This is a genomic window from Mesorhizobium sp. KR1-2 (genome assembly GCF_040045035.1).
In the GTDB taxonomy this organism is placed as follows: Bacteria; Pseudomonadota; Alphaproteobacteria; order Rhizobiales; family Rhizobiaceae; genus Pseudaminobacter.
On record NZ_JBDZDS010000013.1, the window covers coordinates 39618 to 58613 of the forward strand.

General features: G+C 61.3%; 16 protein-coding genes and 3 pseudogenes. 13 read left to right on the plus strand and 6 right to left on the minus strand.

Annotated features, from left to right (window positions below):
* Positions 1 to 30: 30 nt before the first annotated feature.
* A complete protein-coding gene (locus ABLE85_RS21945; RefSeq protein WP_348794906.1) occupies positions 31 to 738 on the minus strand; it encodes an IS6 family transposase in 708 nt (235 codons plus the stop codon).
* A gap of 28 nt (positions 739 to 766) precedes the next feature.
* Here ABLE85_RS21945 and ABLE85_RS21950 point away from each other — a divergent pair.
* A pseudogene (locus tag ABLE85_RS21950) lies at positions 767 to 907 on the plus strand (IS5/IS1182 family transposase); the annotation flags it as partial.
* Between the two features lie 438 nt (positions 908 to 1345).
* Here ABLE85_RS21950 and ABLE85_RS21955 read toward each other — a convergent pair.
* Positions 1346 to 2674 (minus strand): annotated as a pseudogene (locus ABLE85_RS21955) (ATPase, T2SS/T4P/T4SS family).
* Positions 2675 to 3074: 400 nt separating this feature from the next.
* On the opposite strand from ABLE85_RS21955, the gene ABLE85_RS21960 reads away from it, so the two are divergent.
* The 12 genes and pseudogenes from ABLE85_RS21960 to ABLE85_RS22015 form a co-directional block, all read left to right on the plus strand.
* Entirely contained in the window at positions 3075 to 3278 is a 204-nt protein-coding gene (locus ABLE85_RS21960; protein ID WP_348794837.1) for a hypothetical protein, read from the plus strand.
* Between the two features lie 9 nt (positions 3279 to 3287).
* Positions 3288 to 3848, plus strand: a complete 561-nt coding sequence (locus ABLE85_RS21965) for an A24 family peptidase (RefSeq protein WP_348794838.1) — start codon at positions 3288 to 3290, stop codon at positions 3846 to 3848.
* Positions 3849 to 3853: 5 nt separating this feature from the next.
* Complete coding sequence (locus ABLE85_RS21970; protein ID WP_348794839.1) at positions 3854 to 4663, plus strand: TadE/TadG family type IV pilus assembly protein; 810 nt, start codon at positions 3854 to 3856, stop codon at positions 4661 to 4663.
* On the plus strand, positions 4660 to 6291 hold the full coding sequence (locus tag ABLE85_RS21975) for a pilus assembly protein TadG-related protein (protein WP_348794840.1): 1632 nt from the start codon (positions 4660 to 4662) through the stop codon (positions 6289 to 6291). The genes ABLE85_RS21970 and ABLE85_RS21975 overlap by 4 nt, the downstream gene beginning before the upstream one ends.
* On the plus strand, positions 6263 to 6934 hold the full coding sequence (locus ABLE85_RS21980) for a pilus assembly protein (RefSeq protein ID WP_348794841.1): 672 nt from the start codon (positions 6263 to 6265) through the stop codon (positions 6932 to 6934). Before ABLE85_RS21975 ends, ABLE85_RS21980 begins: the two co-directional genes overlap by 29 nt.
* A 181-nt stretch (positions 6935 to 7115) precedes the next feature.
* Entirely contained in the window at positions 7116 to 7862 is a 747-nt protein-coding gene (locus tag ABLE85_RS21985; protein WP_348794842.1) for a hypothetical protein, read from the plus strand.
* Positions 7859 to 8767, plus strand: coding sequence for an RcpC/CpaB family pilus assembly protein (locus ABLE85_RS21990; protein WP_348794843.1), 909 nt, complete (start codon positions 7859 to 7861; stop codon positions 8765 to 8767). Before ABLE85_RS21985 ends, ABLE85_RS21990 begins: the two co-directional genes overlap by 4 nt.
* 20 nt (positions 8768 to 8787) lie before the next feature.
* The gene (locus ABLE85_RS21995; RefSeq protein WP_348794844.1) at positions 8788 to 10686 is read left to right on the plus strand and encodes an ATPase, T2SS/T4P/T4SS family; all 1899 of its coding nucleotides are present in this window, start codon (positions 8788 to 8790) and stop codon (positions 10684 to 10686) included.
* 11 nt (positions 10687 to 10697) lie between these two features.
* The gene (locus tag ABLE85_RS22000; protein ID WP_348794845.1) at positions 10698 to 11561 is read left to right on the plus strand and encodes a type II secretion system F family protein; all 864 of its coding nucleotides are present in this window, start codon (positions 10698 to 10700) and stop codon (positions 11559 to 11561) included.
* Positions 11558 to 12463: a type II secretion system F family protein gene (locus ABLE85_RS22005; protein WP_348794846.1), complete on the plus strand. Its 906-nt coding sequence runs from the start codon at positions 11558 to 11560 to the stop codon at positions 12461 to 12463. Before ABLE85_RS22000 ends, ABLE85_RS22005 begins: the two co-directional genes overlap by 4 nt.
* A 2-nt stretch (positions 12464 to 12465) precedes the next feature.
* On the plus strand, positions 12466 to 13335 hold the full coding sequence (locus ABLE85_RS22010; RefSeq protein WP_348794847.1) for an FHA domain-containing protein: 870 nt from the start codon (positions 12466 to 12468) through the stop codon (positions 13333 to 13335).
* A 193-nt stretch (positions 13336 to 13528) separates the two neighbouring features.
* Positions 13529 to 13639, plus strand: a pseudogene (locus tag ABLE85_RS22015) (IS6 family transposase); the annotation flags it as partial.
* Between the two features lie 159 nt (positions 13640 to 13798).
* Here the strand turns inward: ABLE85_RS22015 and ABLE85_RS22020 are convergent.
* From ABLE85_RS22020 to glyA, 4 genes are all read right to left on the minus strand, one after another.
* Positions 13799 to 15121 carry a D-serine ammonia-lyase gene (locus ABLE85_RS22020; RefSeq protein ID WP_348794848.1) on the minus strand — a complete coding sequence of 441 codons (1323 nt, stop codon included), beginning with the start codon at positions 15119 to 15121 and terminating at the stop codon, positions 13799 to 13801.
* Between the two features lie 17 nt (positions 15122 to 15138).
* Positions 15139 to 16389, minus strand: coding sequence for a D-amino acid dehydrogenase (locus ABLE85_RS22025; RefSeq protein ID WP_348794849.1), 1251 nt, complete (start codon positions 16387 to 16389; stop codon positions 15139 to 15141).
* An 80-nt stretch (positions 16390 to 16469) separates the two neighbouring features.
* A complete protein-coding gene (purU, locus tag ABLE85_RS22030; protein WP_348794850.1) occupies positions 16470 to 17366 on the minus strand; it encodes a formyltetrahydrofolate deformylase in 897 nt (298 codons plus the stop codon).
* Between the two features lie 290 nt (positions 17367 to 17656).
* The gene (gene glyA, locus ABLE85_RS22035) at positions 17657 to 18934 is read right to left on the minus strand and encodes a serine hydroxymethyltransferase (RefSeq protein WP_348794851.1); all 1278 of its coding nucleotides are present in this window, start codon (positions 18932 to 18934) and stop codon (positions 17657 to 17659) included.
* Positions 18935 to 18996: the final 62 nt, after the last annotated feature.

The following is an 18996-nucleotide window of genomic DNA, read 5'->3' on the forward strand; positions in this document are numbered from 1 at the left end:
CGCAAATTCTGCTGGTGGTCACCAGAGGAGCTATGTGCGCAGTGCTCGGGCGGTGAGGATCTCGAATTGCTCGGCGATTGACGGACGTGGATTGTAGGCAAACCTCGCCTGTCGCTTGCGCACCATGTGCACCATGCCGGAGAGAATGATCTCAGCGCTTGCCATCGACTTGAAGCCGAGCATCGGTCGGATGCGGCGCTTGATGCGCCTGTGATCCTGTTCGATCCGATTGTTGAAGTATTTGCCCTTTCGGATGCGGACCGGCCTTAGTGAACGTCGCGACCGATCCCGCAGACGGTTTTCGGCAGCGCAGGAGATGATAGCCTTGTGATTGGTCTCGCTGCCGTCGATGACGATGCGCTCCGGTCGGTCGTGGCGCGCGAATGCCTTCCGGAAAAAGCGTTTGGCTGCCAGCAGGTCACGGTTTTCGCTTAACAAGAACTCGACCGTGTCGCCGACACTGTCGATGGCACGGTAAAGATGCGTCCACTGACCGCGCACCTTGATGTAGGTTTCGTCCATGTGCCACTTGATACCGATCGCACGCTTGCGCCGGTTGAAGCGACCCAGAAGCTGAGGCGAGAAGTGAACGACCCTTGAACATCGAGAACTCCTGGATAAGCCCCGAGCCTTCATACCGGAAATAGATTGCCATTCAGTTTGCGACAGAGCCAGAAATTCGCTCACGTGCTGGCAGAGCAGCAAGGTTGGCGCCTGCTGAGCGTCAGACGACGTCAGCGTGACTTCAAGATCACCGGGCTTGACCTGGATCGTGGAACGCAACTTCGCTTGGCTCGGGCGCAATCGCAGGCTCAGCAAGGACTATGAGTATCGCGTCCAGACGTCCGAGACGATGATCGACATCGCAGCCACCCGGCTCACGCTTAATCGCCTTGCAAAACGTTAATTACCAAACACCCTCTCAGCAGCAGAAGCTCGCGCGCCGCTGCCGCCCAGTCCCTCCAAGGCCGCCTCGCCATCTCCGATGTGCCCGCCGGTGTGGCTGCAAGAACCCTTCTCACTTCTCAAGGCGGATTTTGGATCACTTGGCATGTGGGATATGCGGGCCAACATGGACTGTTGGCGCGGCCAGCCCACGGCACGCCCGGCGGCAAACCGTATGGTATCGGGCCATGCCCATCGTGAGCTCCAGGCGCCATAGCTTCCCGCCCACTACTATTCAAAAGCACCGCAATACCAAGACGGCCAAGCGCCTCTTGATCCGGTTGATGAAGAAGCAGGGAAGTAACAAGCCGCCATGGCCGTCCATCTGCATCGTCTCGATGCGATGGCGTAGTGGCATTCGATCGCCGGTGCCTCCGCCATCGCCGCCTATGCGCCAAACCTATCGGGGGTCGCTGCGAATGCCCAGCCATTCAGGAGCCATGGATGCGATTTCCGGAAGTTCCTCCAGAAGGTCCGCGGCGAAGCTCGGGACAGCGCTGGTCCATGACAGCGCGCCATCCGAGTTGGAGTGGCCGTCTCCTTCAAGCTTGTAGAGACTTTCTATGATGTACTGGCCGCTCTGGTCGAGCCCTTTCACTTCGGAAATCTCGATGACGCGGCGGCGACCTGTTCGCCTGAAGCGTGTAATCTGCACAATGACATCAACAGCGGATGCGATCTGGGAGCGCAGAGGCCTTAGCGGCAGATCGATGTCCGACATCAGCGCGAGGGTTTCCAGGCGGTTCAGTGCGTCATAGGGCGTGTTCGCATGGACCGTCGAAAGGCTCCCGCTGTGGCCGGAAGTCATTGCCTGGATCATGTCCAGCGCCTCGCCCCCGCGGCATTCCCCGACGATGATGCGGTCTGGCCGCATACGCAGGGAGGACCGGAAGAGTTCACGTATTGAAGCGCCGCCACGCCCGAAGCGGTCCGGCTTAGTCACTTCGAGGTACACGACGTGGTCCTTGCGGATTTGCAGTTCATTCGTGTCCTCGATGACGAGGATCCGTTCGTGATCGCCGAAAAACTCCGAAAGAGCGTTCAGCATAGTGGTCTTGCCGGTGCCCGTGCCGCCCGAAATGATCACATTCTTCTGCAGGCAGACGGCGGAGCGAAGCAGCAACAGCGCCTCCAGTGTCAGGCTGCCCTGTGACACAAGATCATTGACGTTGCGATGCTCGCGCAGAAACCGGCGAATGGATATGCATAACCCGCTACGTGCCGCCGGTGGCTGTATCATCTGCACGCGCGAGCCGTCGGGCAGGCGAGCTTCGACGCTCGGTTCCTCCGGGGTCAATCGCTTGCCCGAGAACTGCGCAATGCTGCGTGCGGCCGATTCGAGACTTTCCCGGCTAGCGAAGCGCGTGTCGGCTCGTTCTAGCTTGCCGCGCCTCTCGATGAAGATGTCGGAGAAACCATTTATCAGAATTTCGGAAATGCTCGGATCCTGCAGGTACGGCTGGATCGGCGCCAAAAGCTTGTCGAGCGCCCGACTCAGAACTTGCGTGGTGGCCTGTTCGGCGTCGTCGTCGGAAACCACCTTCATCAGAGGGGCATCCCTGTCAGCGCGGAGCTCATGGTGAAAAGGTGCATCATCATTTCCAGCGCAGTCGGAAAAAAGGTCATCAGCGGAATGAGGATCAATCCGAGTACCAAGACGCTACTCATCGTTTCCATTGTGGCTCTCCGCCAGGATATGCCGTCCGGTCTCGCCCTTTGAGAGGGCCATGGGTGCCAGTATTCGCGCGCCTGATTTGAAAGTCCAGAATTGTTTGAGGAAGGATTAGCGCGCGAGAAGCGTTTGCGGAACATTCATATCTGTATGAATCACAATAAATTCATATGCTTGTCCAGCTGGTCATATCAAAAGGCTTGTCTGTTTGAATAAGCTTCCAAAACAATTGGAACCCTGCATTTAGTTTGCTTGACACAAGGCTGGTTTTAGGTGCGCTCTTGAGTCTTAATGGTTTCGTCAAAAATGAGTGGCCAGCGGAGTAGTCAAACCAAATCACATGTCAGCATAACGCATGTTTGTACGCCTTTTCGGATTGATCAAACGTGCTTTGTGTCGTCTTCGCGAGGTCTTCGAACCAGGTAGTCAACATTCAATTGGCCGAGGAAATACGAACATGCTCGCTAAACTGAATACTTTCACACTTGCGCTGCATCGGAACGAGCGTGGCGACATGGCACAGATCGTGCTCGCCGTTGCTCTGATCGTGATCCCACTGATGCTGATGCTGCTCGCTTTCGGCAAGCAGATCGGTGAGTGGTTCCAGTCCCAGAACAAGGATCTCAGCGGCAAAGCCAAAGACGTGCCGAAGGCCCTTTAGAACAGGGCCATGGAGTTTTCCTATGATCTTTCCGAGACTCCGTCGGCGACGGCACTTGCTGTTGGCTGCGCGCTGGTTGCGGCGGTGCTCGATCACCGCCGCGGCCTGATCCCGAATTCCTTGACCTATCCCTGTCTTTTGGCCGGCCTGACGCTCGCCGCCTTCAGCGGTGGTTTGATCGGTCTGACTATGTCTCTCGCCGGAATGGTGGCCGGGGGGCTGGTTTTCCTCGTCGCCTTCGCAATGGGCAACTGCGGTGGCGGCGATGTGAAACTGATGGCGGCGCTTGGCGCCGTTCTCGGCCTCTGGCCAGCGATCGACGTGACGCTTGCCGCTCTGATGACAGGGGGAGTGCTTGCCCTCTTCTCGATGTCGCGACGGATCGACTTCAGAAGGGTGCTCAGGATCGTCGGCCTTTTTGCGATGCTTCTGCCTATGGATGTCAAGAATGCAGCCAGCGTTTTGGTGCCAAGGGAAAGACATACTGTCCGTTTCGGCGTCGCCGCCGCCGGCGGGCTTTTCTGGTGTCTCTTGCTACCTGATCTCAGTCCATTGTCCTTTCTGAGGTAGTGGTCATGGAAATGCAGCCCGGTTCCTCCTTCCTCGCAGGCGAATTCTGGGGCTCCGTACTGCGCTCGGAAACCTTCTGGGTGCCGCAGGACCACGGCGCGCTCCTTGGAACCCTCGCACTCGCCCTCGCGCTCTTGACGACGATGCTGCTTCTGCCGCGCCTTTCCAGGCATCGCAGACGAATTTCGGAGCTGCATCGCGACCCCGTTGGCAGCGTGACCATGCTGGATTTCGTCATGGTCGCACCGCTCTTCGTCTTCTTCATGTTCGTGGTCTTCCAGTTCGCGATCCTCGCGAAGAACCATCTGTTCACTCACTATGCCGCGTACATGGCCGCGCGCAGTGCCCGGGTCTATCTCTGCCCGCAAATTCCGCTTTCCACCGGCGCGTTTCTCGACGTGCAACTCGACGTGAAGGTCTGCGACAGCGATGCCGCGGCCCAGAAGGCCGATACCGCCGCGCGCATCGCCCTCATTCCGGCAGCGCCTTACAAGACCCTGCCATGCCAAAGCGGCTGCCAGGCACCGGAAGCCGTGCTGAGGAACGTCGCGGAAGCGGCCGGCGTTTCCAAACGCTGGGGCGCAATCCAGCGCCAGGCCCGCTATACGTTCGACAAGCAGAACGTCACGGTGACAATTGGTTTCGCGCCGATGGCGACCTATGCCGCCGCCAAGCGCATTCCGCACATGCCGGTCAAGGCAACCGTCGCGGTGCGCTTTCTACTGCTGGATTATGCCGGCTGGGTCATGGCCGACGGCAAGCGAAAGGACGGTCGCTACTACACCGTTTCCAGGGCGGAGGTCACGCTGTTATGACCTTGTCCGCGCTCGCTCGTCTGCATCGTGATGAACGCGGCTTCCTGTCGCCGATCATCCTCTTCATGACGATCGCGCTTGCCTACATGATCATCTGGATCCTCAACACCGGCCAGATGATCTATGACAAGCAGCGCACGCAGGACACGGCGGACGCGGCGGCCCTGGTGCATGCCGATTGGGGCGCCCGCTACCTCAACATCATGGCCATGAACAACGTCGCCTCCTCGCAGGCGACAGTGATCCTCGCCACCTCGACGGCGTTGGAGCTGGCCACGCTTGAGCTTGCCGCACGCTCTGGTGTCATCCTTGCCGAACTCGCGGATTTCACGAGCGGAAGCGACCTCGGCGGGCCACCTCTGTATCTGCCCAAATGCATGTTCTACGAGCCAATCCCGCTCGTCGGGCCGATCATCTATGCCGCCTGCGCGGGCTTTCAGGCCATCCGCGGCATCGGGGCCGTAAGGGCGGGAGCTTATGCGGTCTATGTCCATGGCAAGTACAATCCTCCCGGGCTCATCGCAAAGTCGAAGGCCATCATAGACGCCATGAACAAGATGAACGACTATCTGGTCGACAGTTACCCGGAACGGGTTGGCAGCGAGGCGCTGAACCTCGTGCGCGTCAACGGCGCCGACCATCTCGTCTTCCACCCGGCCTGCCAGAACGGAGCGACTTGCAGCCGATCCAAGGAGGGTCAGGGCGGCGACCTGCCTGTCGATAAGGGCGGCATCAAGGGGACAGTCGCCTACGCGGAGATGTGCATGGCGATGTCGGACGGAACGACATCCTTCGGCCCCGGACTTTCGATGCGCGCCGAGTATGCCAACCGCGGTTTCCCCAACGGCAAAGGACCGCTGACGGGTGGTGGTGTCGACGGTCGCCATATCCGGGACTACGTCAATGACGAAAGCAGCATGAGCACGGAGCTGCCATTCTTCTACGTCTGGTACGAAGCCTTCGGTCCCGGCTACTGGACCAGCATCCCTGTGAAAGCGCTGATCAAGCAGTTCAATCCGAAGCTCGGATTTTTCGGCGGCCTGCTGATCGACGGCGCGATGGGAGCGTTGAAGTTATTTACTGGCATCGATCTCGGGGCCTTCAATCCCTTCCAATACCCGATCGACAAACCGCCGCGCTACGAAGAGGAACAGACGGCGGAGAAAAACGACTTCACGCGCAAGTTCGACAACATCTGGGGCCAGGTGTGTGGCGCGGGCGGCGGGATCGCATCAGCGATCGGTATCCTGCCGACACCCTACTGGCTGAAGGGGCGGGAAGTTTTCGCTTTCGATCCAATCACCATGCGAAAGACGGGTGACCAGTTGAAGCCGTATCGTGCGCTGGCCGTGGTTTCGCGTTCGCCGCGCGCACGCCTGCAGTCGAAGAAGTTCACCGAAAAGACGCCGGCCTTCGCCTATGCGGAAAGCTGGGTGCACAACTACACGTCCTTCGATCTCTATACGCAGGACTGGCGGGCATCACTCGCGCCGACCAGCCTGGCAGACGACGTTTCCACGCTATCACAGACCATCAAGCGGAGCCCTGCGGCCGACAGCTACAAGGTTCTGACCGGAGCATTCGACAAGGGAGGGGCAGGTGCCTGGTCGGTCGTCAATACGCACTGAACGCATGCCGACCACAGGCATCCTGATGCGGCTGCACGCCGATCGTCGGGGCTTGGCGTCAATGGAGTTCATTCTCGCCGCGCCAGTCATCCTGCTGATCGTGATCTTCGTCAAGCACGCCAATCTCCTCTCGACCCGCAAGATCGACACGATGCGGGAAATCCGCAATGCCGCATTTGCCGAGGCGAACGGCCTCACCTGCGTTCCTGACTTTTCACGGACGATCCCCAATCTTGTCCTGGCGATTCCGGACATACTTCCTCCGGGCGAGGGACCGGAGCGTCTGACCTGCTCCAGCAAGCCGTCGCATGAAAGCAGCGGAGACCGCAAGCGAACCTTCGTCTGGGACGATGTCGATGACAAAGCCAAGAGCGTCACGTCGAGCATCGCAGGCAAGCTCGCGCAAGAGAAGCCGAGGCTCGTAACGGCCAGTGCCACTCGCGTCTACAAGTTCAGCGCAGCGCAGAACCTTGCACCGTTCCGGTGGGGCGACACTTTTACGGTCGACGACGCGACGCTTTTCGTGTCCGCCAACAACGACACCACCCGGCGTGGCTACGATCCGACCCTGCGCGAGGCGATCCGTGGCGTCGCCTCCGGTGCGGGCGAGCTCTTCGACGGCATCTTCCCGGGCGCGAAATGAAATGAAAAAGACACGCTCCAAACCAGCTTCGCTCATTACGGCCGCCGTTCTCGCCGTTGTTCTTGGCGAAAGCCTGACCGCAAGGCCGGCACTCGCGGAGGTCTATCGCTATATGCGGACCAGCCTGGAAACCGTGCTCGCTCGCATCGCGGGGTCGCCTGAGCGCCGCCCGCGCGATCTGGTGATCAACGGGCAGCCGCTGGAATTTACCCCCTATCAAAGCACCCGCAGCGTTGCGGACATCACCGACGAGTGGCTTGAGGCGCTCGATGCCGATACGCGCCTGGCGCATCTTGCGGCTGATCCGATGGCCGTCGAACTTGCCGCTGCGGCCAACCGGCTCGTCGCGCCAAAGGTCAGCCGGGTGGGCGAGGATTTTTCCGTCATTGTCCGCTTCTTCGACGGCAATGGATCCGACGCCCTTTCCTTTCTGCAAGCGGGAGCTGCAAGGCTTCCGACCGACACGGCAGCCGCTGGACCGATACCGGGCGTCACAGTGTCAATTCGCCGGCCACCGGGCTCAAAGATGACAGAAGTGCTGATGACGCGCTTCGACGATGCCGTCGCGAGCCTCGAAGCCTTCGCCTCCGCCGCGGACCCGCGTCGGCTTCCCGCCGCCCTGCGCCCGCCGGCTGGCGTAGAAGTGTTGAGCGACATTGGCGATCACGACAGGAGCCATATCTCGCGTACGGTAATCTCAAGCGGCGCGCTTTCATCGTCGGCCTGGCGGGATACGCGCGCCCATCTGCTGGAGCGCGACGGCTTTGCGGTCGATGGAACTCGACCGGGCAAGAACAGTTCGCTCGCGCTCCATGCGCGGCGCGGCGCCGTTGAGGCCGATGTCCTTTACACGAAAGGCATCAAGGCCGACGAAATCGTGGAAGTGATCGCAATCAGGCAACTGCTTGTCGAAGGAAGAATCCCATGAATTGGAAACTGATCGCCGCCGCCGTCATTGGTTTCATCACGGCGGGGCTCGTCTATCTCTGGACCCAGAACGTCAAGAACGAGCAGACCGCCTATGCCTTCATGCGGCTCCTGCCGGACCAGAAAGTGTCTCGCGGGCAGGCGGTGACGCCCGACATGCTGGATGATCCAGTTCTGCTCCCCTCGAGCTTTGGAAGCCTGCAGAACCTTGCTCTCCCAGCCGCCGATGCCTATGGCGAGTGGCTCAAGGACCGCACCGCCGCCACCGACATTCCGGCCGGGTCCGTCCTGCTCTTCCAATATTTCGATGATAATGACGGCGGGCGCCTGACGACGATGATCGCTCCCGGCAAGCGGGCGCTGACGCTGCCGGTTGATGCTGCGGAAGCCGTGGGCCATTTCGTCGAACCAGGCAGTCGCGTGGACATCCTCGGTACGGTCGACGAGCCGGTGAAACCCGTCGAGCCTGCCGTGGCGTCGCCGGAAAATGGCCAGCAACCGGCTGCTGCGGATTCTGCCAAGCAGCCAACGACAACGCCCCCGGCAGTCGACCAACTCCTGAAGAACTACCTGGCCCAGTATTCCGACGCCACGTTCGATGACCTGCAAATCTACCAGAAGCAGGCGCAGGACTACAAACTCGGCATCGGCTCGCGCACGCGCGTCGTAACTCGGACCTTTCTTCAGAACGTCAAGGTGCTTGCCGTCGGCGCGGCTACCTCCGCGGACGCCGCGGTCAGGACTGCCAATAACTACAGCCACGTAACCGTGGAGGTCACCCCAGCCGAGGCCGAAATGCTGATCTTTGCGCTTGGCCAGTCCAACGGTCGGCTCAACCTCGTCCTGCGCAACCCCGCTGACGACACCGTGGAGGATCTGCCGAGCGTCAACTGGACGCGCATGTAAAAGCCCGGAGGCGATTAGTCATGCAGCTCAAGATTACCTACGAAGACGGCAGCGGCCGCGAGGTGATCTCCCTTTCGGCAGACACCACCTATTTCATCGGCGAGAACGGCGCGCCCGCCTTGCCGGCCGGAGCGGCGGTGGTGCGATTGCGCGGCAGCCATGTTTCTTCGCCGCAATTCGTCATCCGCCGGTCGGGCCAGGGGTGGGCGGTCCAGCATCACGGCCGCAACCCGACCCGCCTCGACGATCAGCAACTGAGGGCGGGAATGCCGGTTGCCATCAAAGCGGGTATGTCGATCTGGGTGCCGAACGTTACGCTTGAGCTGTTCGAGCCGCAAAGCGAGGCCCAGCCGATCACGCTTTTTCCGGAGCAGGAGCGCGTGCTCGCTCTGCAGATGGAAGTCCACGAACGCCTTTTGAAGGATACGCAATACGACCGCTTGATGAAATCCTCCGACTTCGGTCGGGAAGAGACGCGTGCCCGCATTCGAGAACGCCTCGACCTCTTCATCAAGGAGGCACTGGACGGGGCTCCGCCGGACCTTGTCATGCTGCTTGTCAAGAATGCCGTCTATCGTTGGCTTGCCAAGCGAATTGCGCGCACCACACGACGCGACCCCGATGGTGCGGCCGCGGGTTTCGTACGCGGGGAGCAGGACAACCGGCGCCTCTTCGAGGTCGGTAAGGCGCTGATCAGCACGCTCGGATTGAAACTGGATTTCGAATCCACCCGGGCCGATTTTGGGCAGCTGGACAGTCGCTTCGGCGCGGCCTTTCTGGCGCGCCAGAGCCTTTTCAGCGCCGGCGACCGCTACGAAATTGCCCACAACCACCTGCGCTCCAACATCGAGGAGCTGATGTATCGCTGGGGCACGATCTCGGAACTGATGGACCTCGATGTGATCTCCGAAATCATGGTGACGCGTTACGACGAGATTTACGTCGAAAAGTTCGGTCTCCTCGAACGTTATCCCTTCGCATTTGCCAATGAACGACAGTTGATGACCGTGATCGAACGCATCGGTATCGATTCCAAGCGGTCTATCAACGAGAGCGAGGCGATGGCGGATTTCCGTATGCCGGACGGCTCGCGCGTCAACGCAGTCATCCCTCCATTGGCCGTCAAGGGCGCCTGCCTCACCATCCGCAAGTTCGGCGGCAAGTCCCGTCTCGACATAGAAAAGCTGGTGGCGGCCGGGGCCCTGAACGTGCCGATGCGCACCTTTCTCGACGCAGCGGTCAAAGCTCGCAAGAACATCGTGGTTTCCGGGGGCACCGGCTCGGGCAAAACGACGCTGCTCAACAGCCTATCGCAGTTCATCCCGGCGGGCGAACGCGTGGTCGCGGTGGAGGATACGTCCGAACTGCAGCTCGACGGCATTCATGTGGTCTATTTGCAGTCGCGGCCAAAGACGGCCGAATCCGAAAAAGGCGTGACCATTCGCGATCTGGTCCGCAACGCGCTGCGCATGCGTCCGGACCGCATCATCGTGGGTGAATGCCGCGGCGGCGAGGCAATCGACATGCTGCAGGCGATGAACACGGGGCATGCGGGTTCGATGACGACGGCCCATGCCAATACACCGCAAGACATGATGACCCGCCTGGAAGTGATGGTCCTTCAGGGCGAGAGCTCTCTACCCGTTATGGCAATCCGACAGCAAATCGTAGCCGCGGTGGAACTCGTCGTCCAACTGAACCGACTTCCAAATGGCCGGCGCGCCGTGACCGAGGTTTCTGAGGTCATCGGCATCGATCCCGATACCGGTCTCGTCCTCGTCGAGCCGATCTTCCATCTCGTCGGACGCGGCAATGGGGAAGCGACACATGCTTTCACCGGCTATCTGCCGAGTTTCGTGGCCGAACTGGTCGAGATCGGCGGTGATGGCCAAATCGACCGGCTCGACATGTTCGTCTGAAGGGGGCGCCCATGAATTTCGACTTCCTGCAGCTTTCAGTTGCCGCTCTCGGGGGCACGGCCGTAGCGCTTCTCATCTTCGGTGTCCCAGGCCGTTGGCCGGCACCGCTCCTGCGCGCGACTGAGCGGGACACCGCGCTTGCCAGCGAAGCTGCGCAGGTTTTCGGCCGCGATGCGGTGCCGCCCTATGCAATGATCGTCGCATACGGCCTTTCTGCGATGGCGGTCTTCATCTTCGTCTCGCTGCTCTTCGGCCCGATCCTTGGTCTCATAGTGGCGGTTCCGGTAGCCTTCGTCCTGCCGAAGAGCATGATCCAATACTTCTTGAAGCGGCGCTGGCTGCAGATCGAAACACAGCTTCCCTATGCGGTCGACCAGATCGTCGCCGCCGTCAGGACCGGCAAGCCGCTGGCCACAGCCGTCAACGCGGTGGCCGATACCGGGCAGATGCCCGCCTCGCGCGAATTCGAACGCGTCGCCCGCGAGCAGAAGCTCGGCATCAGCCTGATCGACGCCCTGGACCGTCACGGACGCAATGTGCCGAGCCTCCATTTCAAGATGGTCGACGCCGCCCTCGGTCTCTTCGCCCGGCAGGGGGGCGACATAGCCGAGCCGCTGACGGAAATGTCGAAGTCATTCAAGGAGATATGGAAGCTCGACCAGAAGATCGTGACATCTTCGTCGCAGGCGCGCATGAATTTCCGTGTCGTCAACGGCGGCGCCGCGCTGATGGTGCTGATGATTTTCTTCGGTCAGCCCGAACTGATCGAAAAGGTGTTCAGCAGCGTCATCGGCATCGCGATCGCGCTGGCCGGGGTCGTTCTCTACGCAATCGGCTTCTTCTGGATGCGCTCGATGATGAAGGTGTCGGTATGATCGGCTCCGTTCCTATCGCTCCCGCAGTCGTCACACTGGCCGGCGTAACCGCGGCCCTGTTCGTCTGGTGGGTTGGCGATCTGCTGGCGGCAGTGCCGGTCGTCAAGCGCTCGCAGACCGGCGACGGGCCGGCACCCAACATAGTCGACAGGCTCGGATTGCGCACGCCGGTGGAGTTCGTGATCGCCAAGTTCGGAACCTTGCTCACCAATTTTGGCGACCAGCTGGAACGAAAGCTCGTCTTCGCCGGACGCCCTTTTGGCGGCGTTACAGGCATTGAATATGTGGCGCTGTTGCTGGTGTCGAGCGTTTTTGGCGTGGTTGTCCTCGGCGTACTGTTTGGCTTGGCAATGGGCAGCGTTTTGGGTGGTGTGGCCGGCGGTCTCATGATCGGCTTCATTCCCGCCGTCTATTTCTGGGTCGTTGCCGACGACAAGATGCAGAACCGCAAGCTCCAGCTTTCTCGCGAATTTCCCTATTTCCTTGATCTGGTGGTCATGACGCTTCAGGCGCAGGCAACCTTGCCCGAAAGCCTGAAACTCTATGCGGAGGCGGCCCCGGGCACGGTCATGCGGGAAGAAGTGGAGCAGATGCTGAAGGATGTCGCTCTTGGCACCGGCCTCGTCGAGGCTCTCCGTCGACTTGAAAGCCGGATCACGGCCGAGGAAGTGCTGCGCGTCATCCGCGCCATGATCCAGGGCGAGATCGAGGGCAGCAATCGCCTCGAACTTCTGCGCGAACATGCCCGCGATCTGCGTTTCCGCCGTTGGGAAAATGCCGATAGAGCGAGCGAAAAGTTGAGGGCCAAGATCGTGATGCCGGCAATGCTGATCGTCGTGTCGATCCTTCTTCTGGTCCTTGCGCCGGCAATTGTCGAAATGACGACAAGTGGGATGTTCTGACCATGGCCTTTTCCTTCTTTAGCGGAAACAAAGCAGGTCTTCTCCAGACCGGGCCGGAGGGCCAAAGCCGCAAACACGTCCTGAACCAACCGGAAACGACCATAGGTCGCGCCCCCGATTGCGACATCGTGGTGGACGACCCCTATCTGGCACCGATCCATGCGCGCATCGAACGGCAGTCCGACGGCGGCTTCATCATCCGCCGCACGGGGCTCAACGTGATCGCACTCAACGGCGAGGCGCTGCTGCAGACGGCCTCCCTGAAGCCGGGCGACACCTTCCGGCTCGGTAAGGACGTCGAGTTCCAATATGTCATCAAGGCGGCGAAGGAGCCGAAGAAGAAGGAGGCGAAACCGAACGCAGCGACCAAGCCCGGGAAGCCCCTTCTCAAGCGGCCCGAATTCCTCGCTGCAATAGGCGTAGTCTATCTGGGCATGGCTGCGGCCGTGGCGATGACGATCCTCTCGGGCGGAGACAAGGGAGGCGACGCGCCCTCGGCCGCCCGTATCGACGCCGTCGCGTCGGAAATCGTCGCATGCATCAAGAGTGCCCGCCGCATGCGTCAGCTTTCGGAAGCGAGCTTCAACGGCGCAATCAGTGGCCGGGCGGTCGGCCAGCGGATAACTTACGCAACGCTTGCCGCCGCGCCAGAGTCCACCGACGATGCAGCGCTCGCAGAAGCCGCTCAGCCGATCCAGGATGCCTACAAACGCGCCGCCCTGGCAGGGCTCGCCTCCGAGATCCGCGGCAATATGTCGATGGCGCGCCTTCTCTATCAGCAGGCGTTCGACACCGTTCCCGATATCAATTGCTCGGCGGCGAGGTTTGCCATGCAGCGCCGAGCAGCAACCCTGCAGCAAAGCGACGAGTGAACGGTTCCTCAAAAGCCGGTTCTGTCGCAAACTGAATGGCAATCTATTTCCGGTATGAAGGCTCGGGGCTTATCCAGGAGTTCCTGGACCGTCTGCCACAGCTGCTGCAGGTGCTCGCCGAGCAGGTTCTGTTGCAAACCATTCGGTAAGCGGTGCCGCGTCATGAAGGCCAATCCACCGTGGAGGGATCATCATGTTCAAGGGCCGTCATTTCGACCGTTCAGTTATCTTGCTGGGCGTGCGTTGGTACCTGACATATGGTTTGAGTCTACGGGGTCTGAAGGAAATGATGGCCAAAGGCACCGTCGCCTTAACCGGTCATCAAGCTGAGGGGTAACGTCGCCTCAAGTTTGGCGGTTGCGCACATGTCCATGCGACCCGCTGGATCATGCAGCGACGGGCGCAGCGATCTCGCGCCATGTTGCCATTGCGGTCGCTTGAAGTTGGCGATGCTCAGCGGCGGTCATGTGGTTGCTGCTGCCTGGGTCAGGAAGCCCTCGAACTGCTCTTCAGGCACGAAGGAGCCGCCGGTCGTCCAAAGGATATGCGTTGCCTTGGGCAGGTGCTTTTCAATGCCGAGACCCGCGCAGAACTTCTTGCCTTCCGGGTGATTTACGACAAATTCCGGACCCGCGAGAGCGGCGGTCGCCGAGGGCTCGAGGCGCATGCCCAGCACAGAGTGGGCGAGATACAGCCACCGGAACAAGTCATCGTCGGCAACGGTGAAGACGCCAGCCAGCATGTTGCGCATGACGGTTGCCACGAATGCAGACATGCGTGCTACGGCCATGCCGTCGGCTTCGGTCTTGTTCGTCAGCCCGACGTCGTAGACGGAGACCAGGTCTTCCGAGCCGCTCATGAGCTGAACAAGGGCGCAAGGCGACTGTACCGGCTCGACGAAGAAGCAATGGACATTGTCGCCGAACACCATCTTGGCGCCGAAGGCCACGCCGCCCGGCGCGCCGCCGATGCCGCAGGGCAGGTAGAGGAACAGGGGGTGCTCGGCGTCGACCGGGATCTCCCGGGCCCGAAGCTGGTCGGCCAGTTCCAGGGCCGCCACGCTATATCCAAGGAAAAGCTGCTGGGACTGCTCGTCGTCGACGAAGTAGATGCTCGGGTCGTTCTCTGCCACGATCCGGGCGTTCTCGACCGCCGTCGTATAGTCGGCCTGATGCTGGACGACCTGCACGCCGAGGCGGGTCAGGCGTTCAACCTTCCACGCCTTGGCGTCGGACGACATGTGCACGGTCGCCTTGAAGCCGAGCGCGCGCGCGGCGATGCCGACGCTCAAGCCGAGGTTTCCGGTGCTGCCGACCGCGATCGTGTATTGGGAGAAAAACGCGCGCGCATCGCTTTCGGCGAGACGGCGAATGTCGTCGCCCTCCTTCAGCAGCCCTTCCTTCGTGGCCAACTGTTCGGCAAAGGTGAAAACCTCATAGACCCCACCGCGTGCCTTGATCGAACCGGCTACCGGCAGATGGCTATCAGCCTTGATGAATTGCCGTCCGAATTCCTGCCCATCATAACCGAGAGCGGCACTCAGATCCTGAAGCTCGACCAGTTCCGAACGGATCGCGCCTCCGCTGGCCTTTAGCTCCGGGAAACAGGTCTCCAGCAGCGGAGCGAGCCGCCGCCAATTGCGCTGCGCGTCTTCGACCTGTTCCGGCCGGACGGGGAGTTTAGCGTCATTGATGGCGCCCGGGCGGTAAGACGGGTTCGTCCAGAGCGTCGGATGCGCGGCGAGGACATCGGGGCGAATTGGGTGGTTCGGCAACTGGATTGTCATGGGCTGCTCTCCTGATCCTAGGCGTAGCGTGCAATCGCGAGATCGGTTGCGTCGATGTCGGGTTTGCGGCCGCTGACGAGGTCGCTGACCACACGCGCCGAACCGGTGCTCATGGTCCAGCCAAGCGTGCCGTGACCCGTGTTCAGGAACAGGCCGGCGATCTTGGTGGCGCCGATCACCGGCGTTCCGTCCGGCGTCATCGGACGCAGGCCCGACCAGAAGGAAGCCTTCGCCGCATCGCCGCCGGGGAAGAGATCGGTGACGGAATGCTCGAGCGTGCGTCGGCGTGCCAGGCTGAGGTCGTCCGTGTAGCCGGAGATTTCCGCCATGCCGCCGACGCGAATGCGGTCGCCGAGACGCGTGATGGCGATCTTGTAGGTCTCGTCCATCACGGTCGATTCCGGCGCACGCGACGCATCGGTGATCGGAATGGTCAAGGAGTAGCCCTTGACCGGATAGACCGGCAGCCGGATGCCAAAGGACTTGAGGAGGAACGGCGAATAGCTGCCGAGCGCCACAACCACTGCGTCGGCCTTCATCGTCTCACGACCGGTGACGACGCCGCGCACCTTACCGCCTTCGACATCGAGCCTCTTGATCTCAGTGCCGTAGAGGAACTGCACGCCGAGCTCGGCCGCCTTGGCGGCCAGTGCATTGGTGAACTTGAAGCAGTCGCCGGTCTCGTCCTTCGGCGTCAGCAGGCCGCCGACGAATTTGTGGCGCACATGCGCAAGGGCGGGCTCGACGCGGATGCAGCCCTCCCGGTCCAGGACCTCGTAGGGGATGCCGTCGGCGGCAAGCGCCTTCACGTCCTTGGCCGACGCATCAAGCTGCTGCTGGGTGCGGAACAGCTGGAGCGTTCCCTGCATGCGCTCGTCATACGCGATGCCGGTCTCCTCGCGGACAGCGGCAAGCGACAGCCGGCTGTAGTCTGCAAGCCGAAGCATGCGGCTCTTGTTGATGGCATAGCGCTCCGACGTACAGTTGCGCAGCATGCTCATCAGCCAGGAAAGCATGGCCGCATCGGCCTTCGGCCTCAGAATGAGAGGAGCATGCTTCATGAAAGTCCATTTGACGGCCTTCTGCGGAATGCCGGGCGCGGCCCAGGGCGAGCAGTAGCCAAAGGAGACCTCGCCGGCGTTGGCAAAGCTCGTCTCCAGTGCCGGCCCGTCCTGCCGGTCGATGACGGCCACTTCATGGCCTGCCTTGGCGAGCTGGTAAGCGGACGTGACGCCGATGACTCCGGCCCCCAGAACGATGACTTTCATGATTTCCTCGATGGACTGGTCGTGCAGATGGCGGGGGCCAAGGCTTGTCAGGATGCTGAGCCTTGGCCCGGCAGGCGTTGTTAGCCCATGCGCTCGGATGCGTATGAGCCCGGCGACGGCGGGAAGACGACGGTCTTGTCGCCATTCAGGAAAACACGGCCGTGAATATGCGCGTGGATCGCGCGCGCCAGAACCTGGCTTTCCACGTCGCGTCCGAGGCTCACATAGTCATCGGCGCTTTGGGCGTGGGTGACGCGCACCGTGTCCTGCTCGATGATCGGACCTTCGTCGAGATCGGCAGTCACGTAGTGGGAGGTCGCCCCGATCAGCTTCACGCCCCGCTCGAAGGCCTGCTTGTAGGGGTTGGCGCCCTTGAAGCTGGGCAGGAAGGAATGGTGGATGTTGATGATCCGGCCCGACATTTTCCGGCACATCTCGTCCGAAAGAACCTGCATGTACCGGGCGAGCACGATGAGTTCGGCCCCGGTTTCCTCGACGACGCGCATCTGCGCAGCTTCGGCCTCGGCCTTGTTCTCCTTCGTCACCTTGATGCAATGGAACGGAATGTCGTGGTTCACGACAACACGCTGATAGTCCATGTGATTGGAGATCACGCCCACGATGTCGATGGGCAGCGCGCCGATGCGCCAGCGATACAGGAGATCGTTGAGGCAATGTCCGAAGCGCGAGACCATCAGGATCACCTTGCGCTTGGCCATTTCGTCGAAGAATTCGGCTTCCGCCTGATACTTCTGCACGATCGGGGCAAAGCCCTCGCGCAGCTGTTCCAGCGTCCGCCCCTCTTCGGATTGGAAGCTGACGCGCATGAAATAGCGGCCGGTGGCCGCGTCGTCGAACTGAGCGCTGTCGGAGATGTTGCAGCCGTTGTCGGCCAGGTACGAGGCAATCGCGGCAGTGACCCCGCGGATCGACGGGCAAGCGACGCGCAGTGCAAAGCGGGGGGAATGGCTGGACATCACGATATTCCTTATCGGGCCGGTCAGGCACCGGGCACGCGGTGCTGGCGACTGAAAGCTGTCAGGGCGTTGGCCAACGGGCAGGCAATGGTCAGGCCGTTGGCAAACCCTTTGCCAGCGATGATGGCAGCGTGAGGATCACCATCCATTCCAACGCTCCCTTTCGCGCCAAACGGGGGCTAGAGCGATGCGTGCCAACACCGGGATTTGCTCTTCGCCATGGCGTCGAATGCCGCGCGTGTTTTCGGCCCGCGCGGCATTCTTGTTGATCCGGCTACAGTGCGGGACGATCAGTTCCCGTAGATCGGGAACGCCTCGGCAAGCTGAGCAACCTTGACCTTGGAGGCCTCAACCACGGCATCGGCGTTACCGGCCGCTTCCGCCTCGATGAGATCGGCGATGACATTGCCGAGCGTGCGGAACTCGTCTTCCTTCATGCCGCGGGTGGTCGCAGCCGAGACGCCAAGGCGCATGCCGACCCACTCCGGCGGGCGCGGGCTGTCGTTCGGGATCGGGTTCTTGTTGGAGGTGATGTTGGCGCGGGCCAGCACGACTTCCGCCTGCTTTCCGATGAGCCCCTTGGTCGACAGGTCGATCAGGACGATGTGCGTGTCCGTGCCGCCCGACACGATGCGGATTCCGCGGTTGGACAGCGTCTCGGCCAGCACTTTCGCGTTCGCCTTGACCTGAGCCGCATAGACCTTGAAGTCGTCCTGCAGCGCTTCGCCGAGGCAGATCGCCTTCGCAGCGAGAACCTGGCTGTGGAGCGAGCCCTGCACGCCGGGGAAGACCGCCGACTGCAGCTTCTTGTACCAGTCTTCGTTGTTGGTCAGGATCAGGCCGCCGCGCGGGCCGCGCAGCGTCTTGGTCGTGGTGCAGGTGACGATATCGGCATGCGGGAACGGCGAGGGATGCACGCCGCCGGCAACCAGCCCCGCGATATGGGCCATGTCCACGAGGAACCACGCGCCGACCTTCTTGGCGATCTTGCCCATGCGTTCGAAGTCGAGTTCGCGCGGATAGGCCGACCCGCCGGTGATCAGCAGGGTGGGACGGACCTCCATCGCCACGCGCTCCATCTCGTCGTAGTCGATCACCTCGGTTTCCGGGTTCACGCCGTAGTTGTGCGCCTCGAACCAGCGGCCGGAAAGATTGGCCTTCATTCCGTGCGACAGATGGCCGCCGGCAGCCAGATCAAGCGACAACACCTTGTCGCCGGGCTTCAGCAGCAGATAGAAGACGGCCAGGTTTGCCTGGGTTCCCGAATGCGGCTGGACGTTGGCGTAGCCGCACTTGAACAGCTCTTTCGCACGGTCGATCGCAGCCTGCTCGACGATATCGACGAACTCGCCGCCGCCGTGGAAGCGGTTGCCGGGATAGCCCTCGAGCGTCTTGTTCGTCATCTCGTGGCCAAGCGCGTCCAGGACCGCACGGCTCACGATGTTTTCGGACGCGATGAGCTCAATCTGGCTCTGCTGACGCTTCCGCTCGCTATCCAGTGCCTGGGCAATGAGCGGGTCGCGCTCGTCAACCGAGGCGCTAAAATGGGGTTTCGTTTGAACGGTCATGGCTATCTCCGGATACCGCAGAAAGGTATTGGAGCGAGCCTAGTGAGTTCCTTGATCCAGAA

Excerpts from the sequence above, each read along its gene's own strand:
- ABLE85_RS21960 (WP_348794837.1), top strand. The coding sequence starts at position 3,075 with ATGCTCGCTAAACTGAATACTTTCACACTTGCGCTGCATCGGAACGAG.
- ABLE85_RS21965 (WP_348794838.1), top strand. The coding sequence starts at position 3,288 with ATGGAGTTTTCCTATGATCTTTCCGAGACTCCGTCGGCGACGGCACTT.
- ABLE85_RS21970 (WP_348794839.1), top strand. The coding sequence starts at position 3,854 with ATGGAAATGCAGCCCGGTTCCTCCTTCCTCGCAGGCGAATTCTGGGGC.
- ABLE85_RS21975 (WP_348794840.1), top strand. The coding sequence starts at position 4,660 with ATGACCTTGTCCGCGCTCGCTCGTCTGCATCGTGATGAACGCGGCTTC.
- ABLE85_RS21990 (WP_348794843.1), top strand. The coding sequence starts at position 7,859 with ATGAATTGGAAACTGATCGCCGCCGCCGTCATTGGTTTCATCACGGCG.
- ABLE85_RS21995 (WP_348794844.1), top strand. The coding sequence starts at position 8,788 with ATGCAGCTCAAGATTACCTACGAAGACGGCAGCGGCCGCGAGGTGATC.
- ABLE85_RS22000 (WP_348794845.1), top strand. The coding sequence starts at position 10,698 with ATGAATTTCGACTTCCTGCAGCTTTCAGTTGCCGCTCTCGGGGGCACG.
- ABLE85_RS22005 (WP_348794846.1), top strand. The coding sequence starts at position 11,558 with ATGATCGGCTCCGTTCCTATCGCTCCCGCAGTCGTCACACTGGCCGGC.
- ABLE85_RS22010 (WP_348794847.1), top strand. The coding sequence starts at position 12,466 with ATGGCCTTTTCCTTCTTTAGCGGAAACAAAGCAGGTCTTCTCCAGACC.
- ABLE85_RS22020 (WP_348794848.1), bottom strand. The coding sequence starts at position 15,121 with ATGACAATCCAGTTGCCGAACCACCCAATTCGCCCCGATGTCCTCGCC.
- ABLE85_RS22025 (WP_348794849.1), bottom strand. The coding sequence starts at position 16,389 with ATGAAAGTCATCGTTCTGGGGGCCGGAGTCATCGGCGTCACGTCCGCT.
- purU (WP_348794850.1), bottom strand. The coding sequence starts at position 17,366 with ATGTCCAGCCATTCCCCCCGCTTTGCACTGCGCGTCGCTTGCCCGTCG.
- glyA (WP_348794851.1), bottom strand. The coding sequence starts at position 18,934 with ATGACCGTTCAAACGAAACCCCATTTTAGCGCCTCGGTTGACGAGCGC.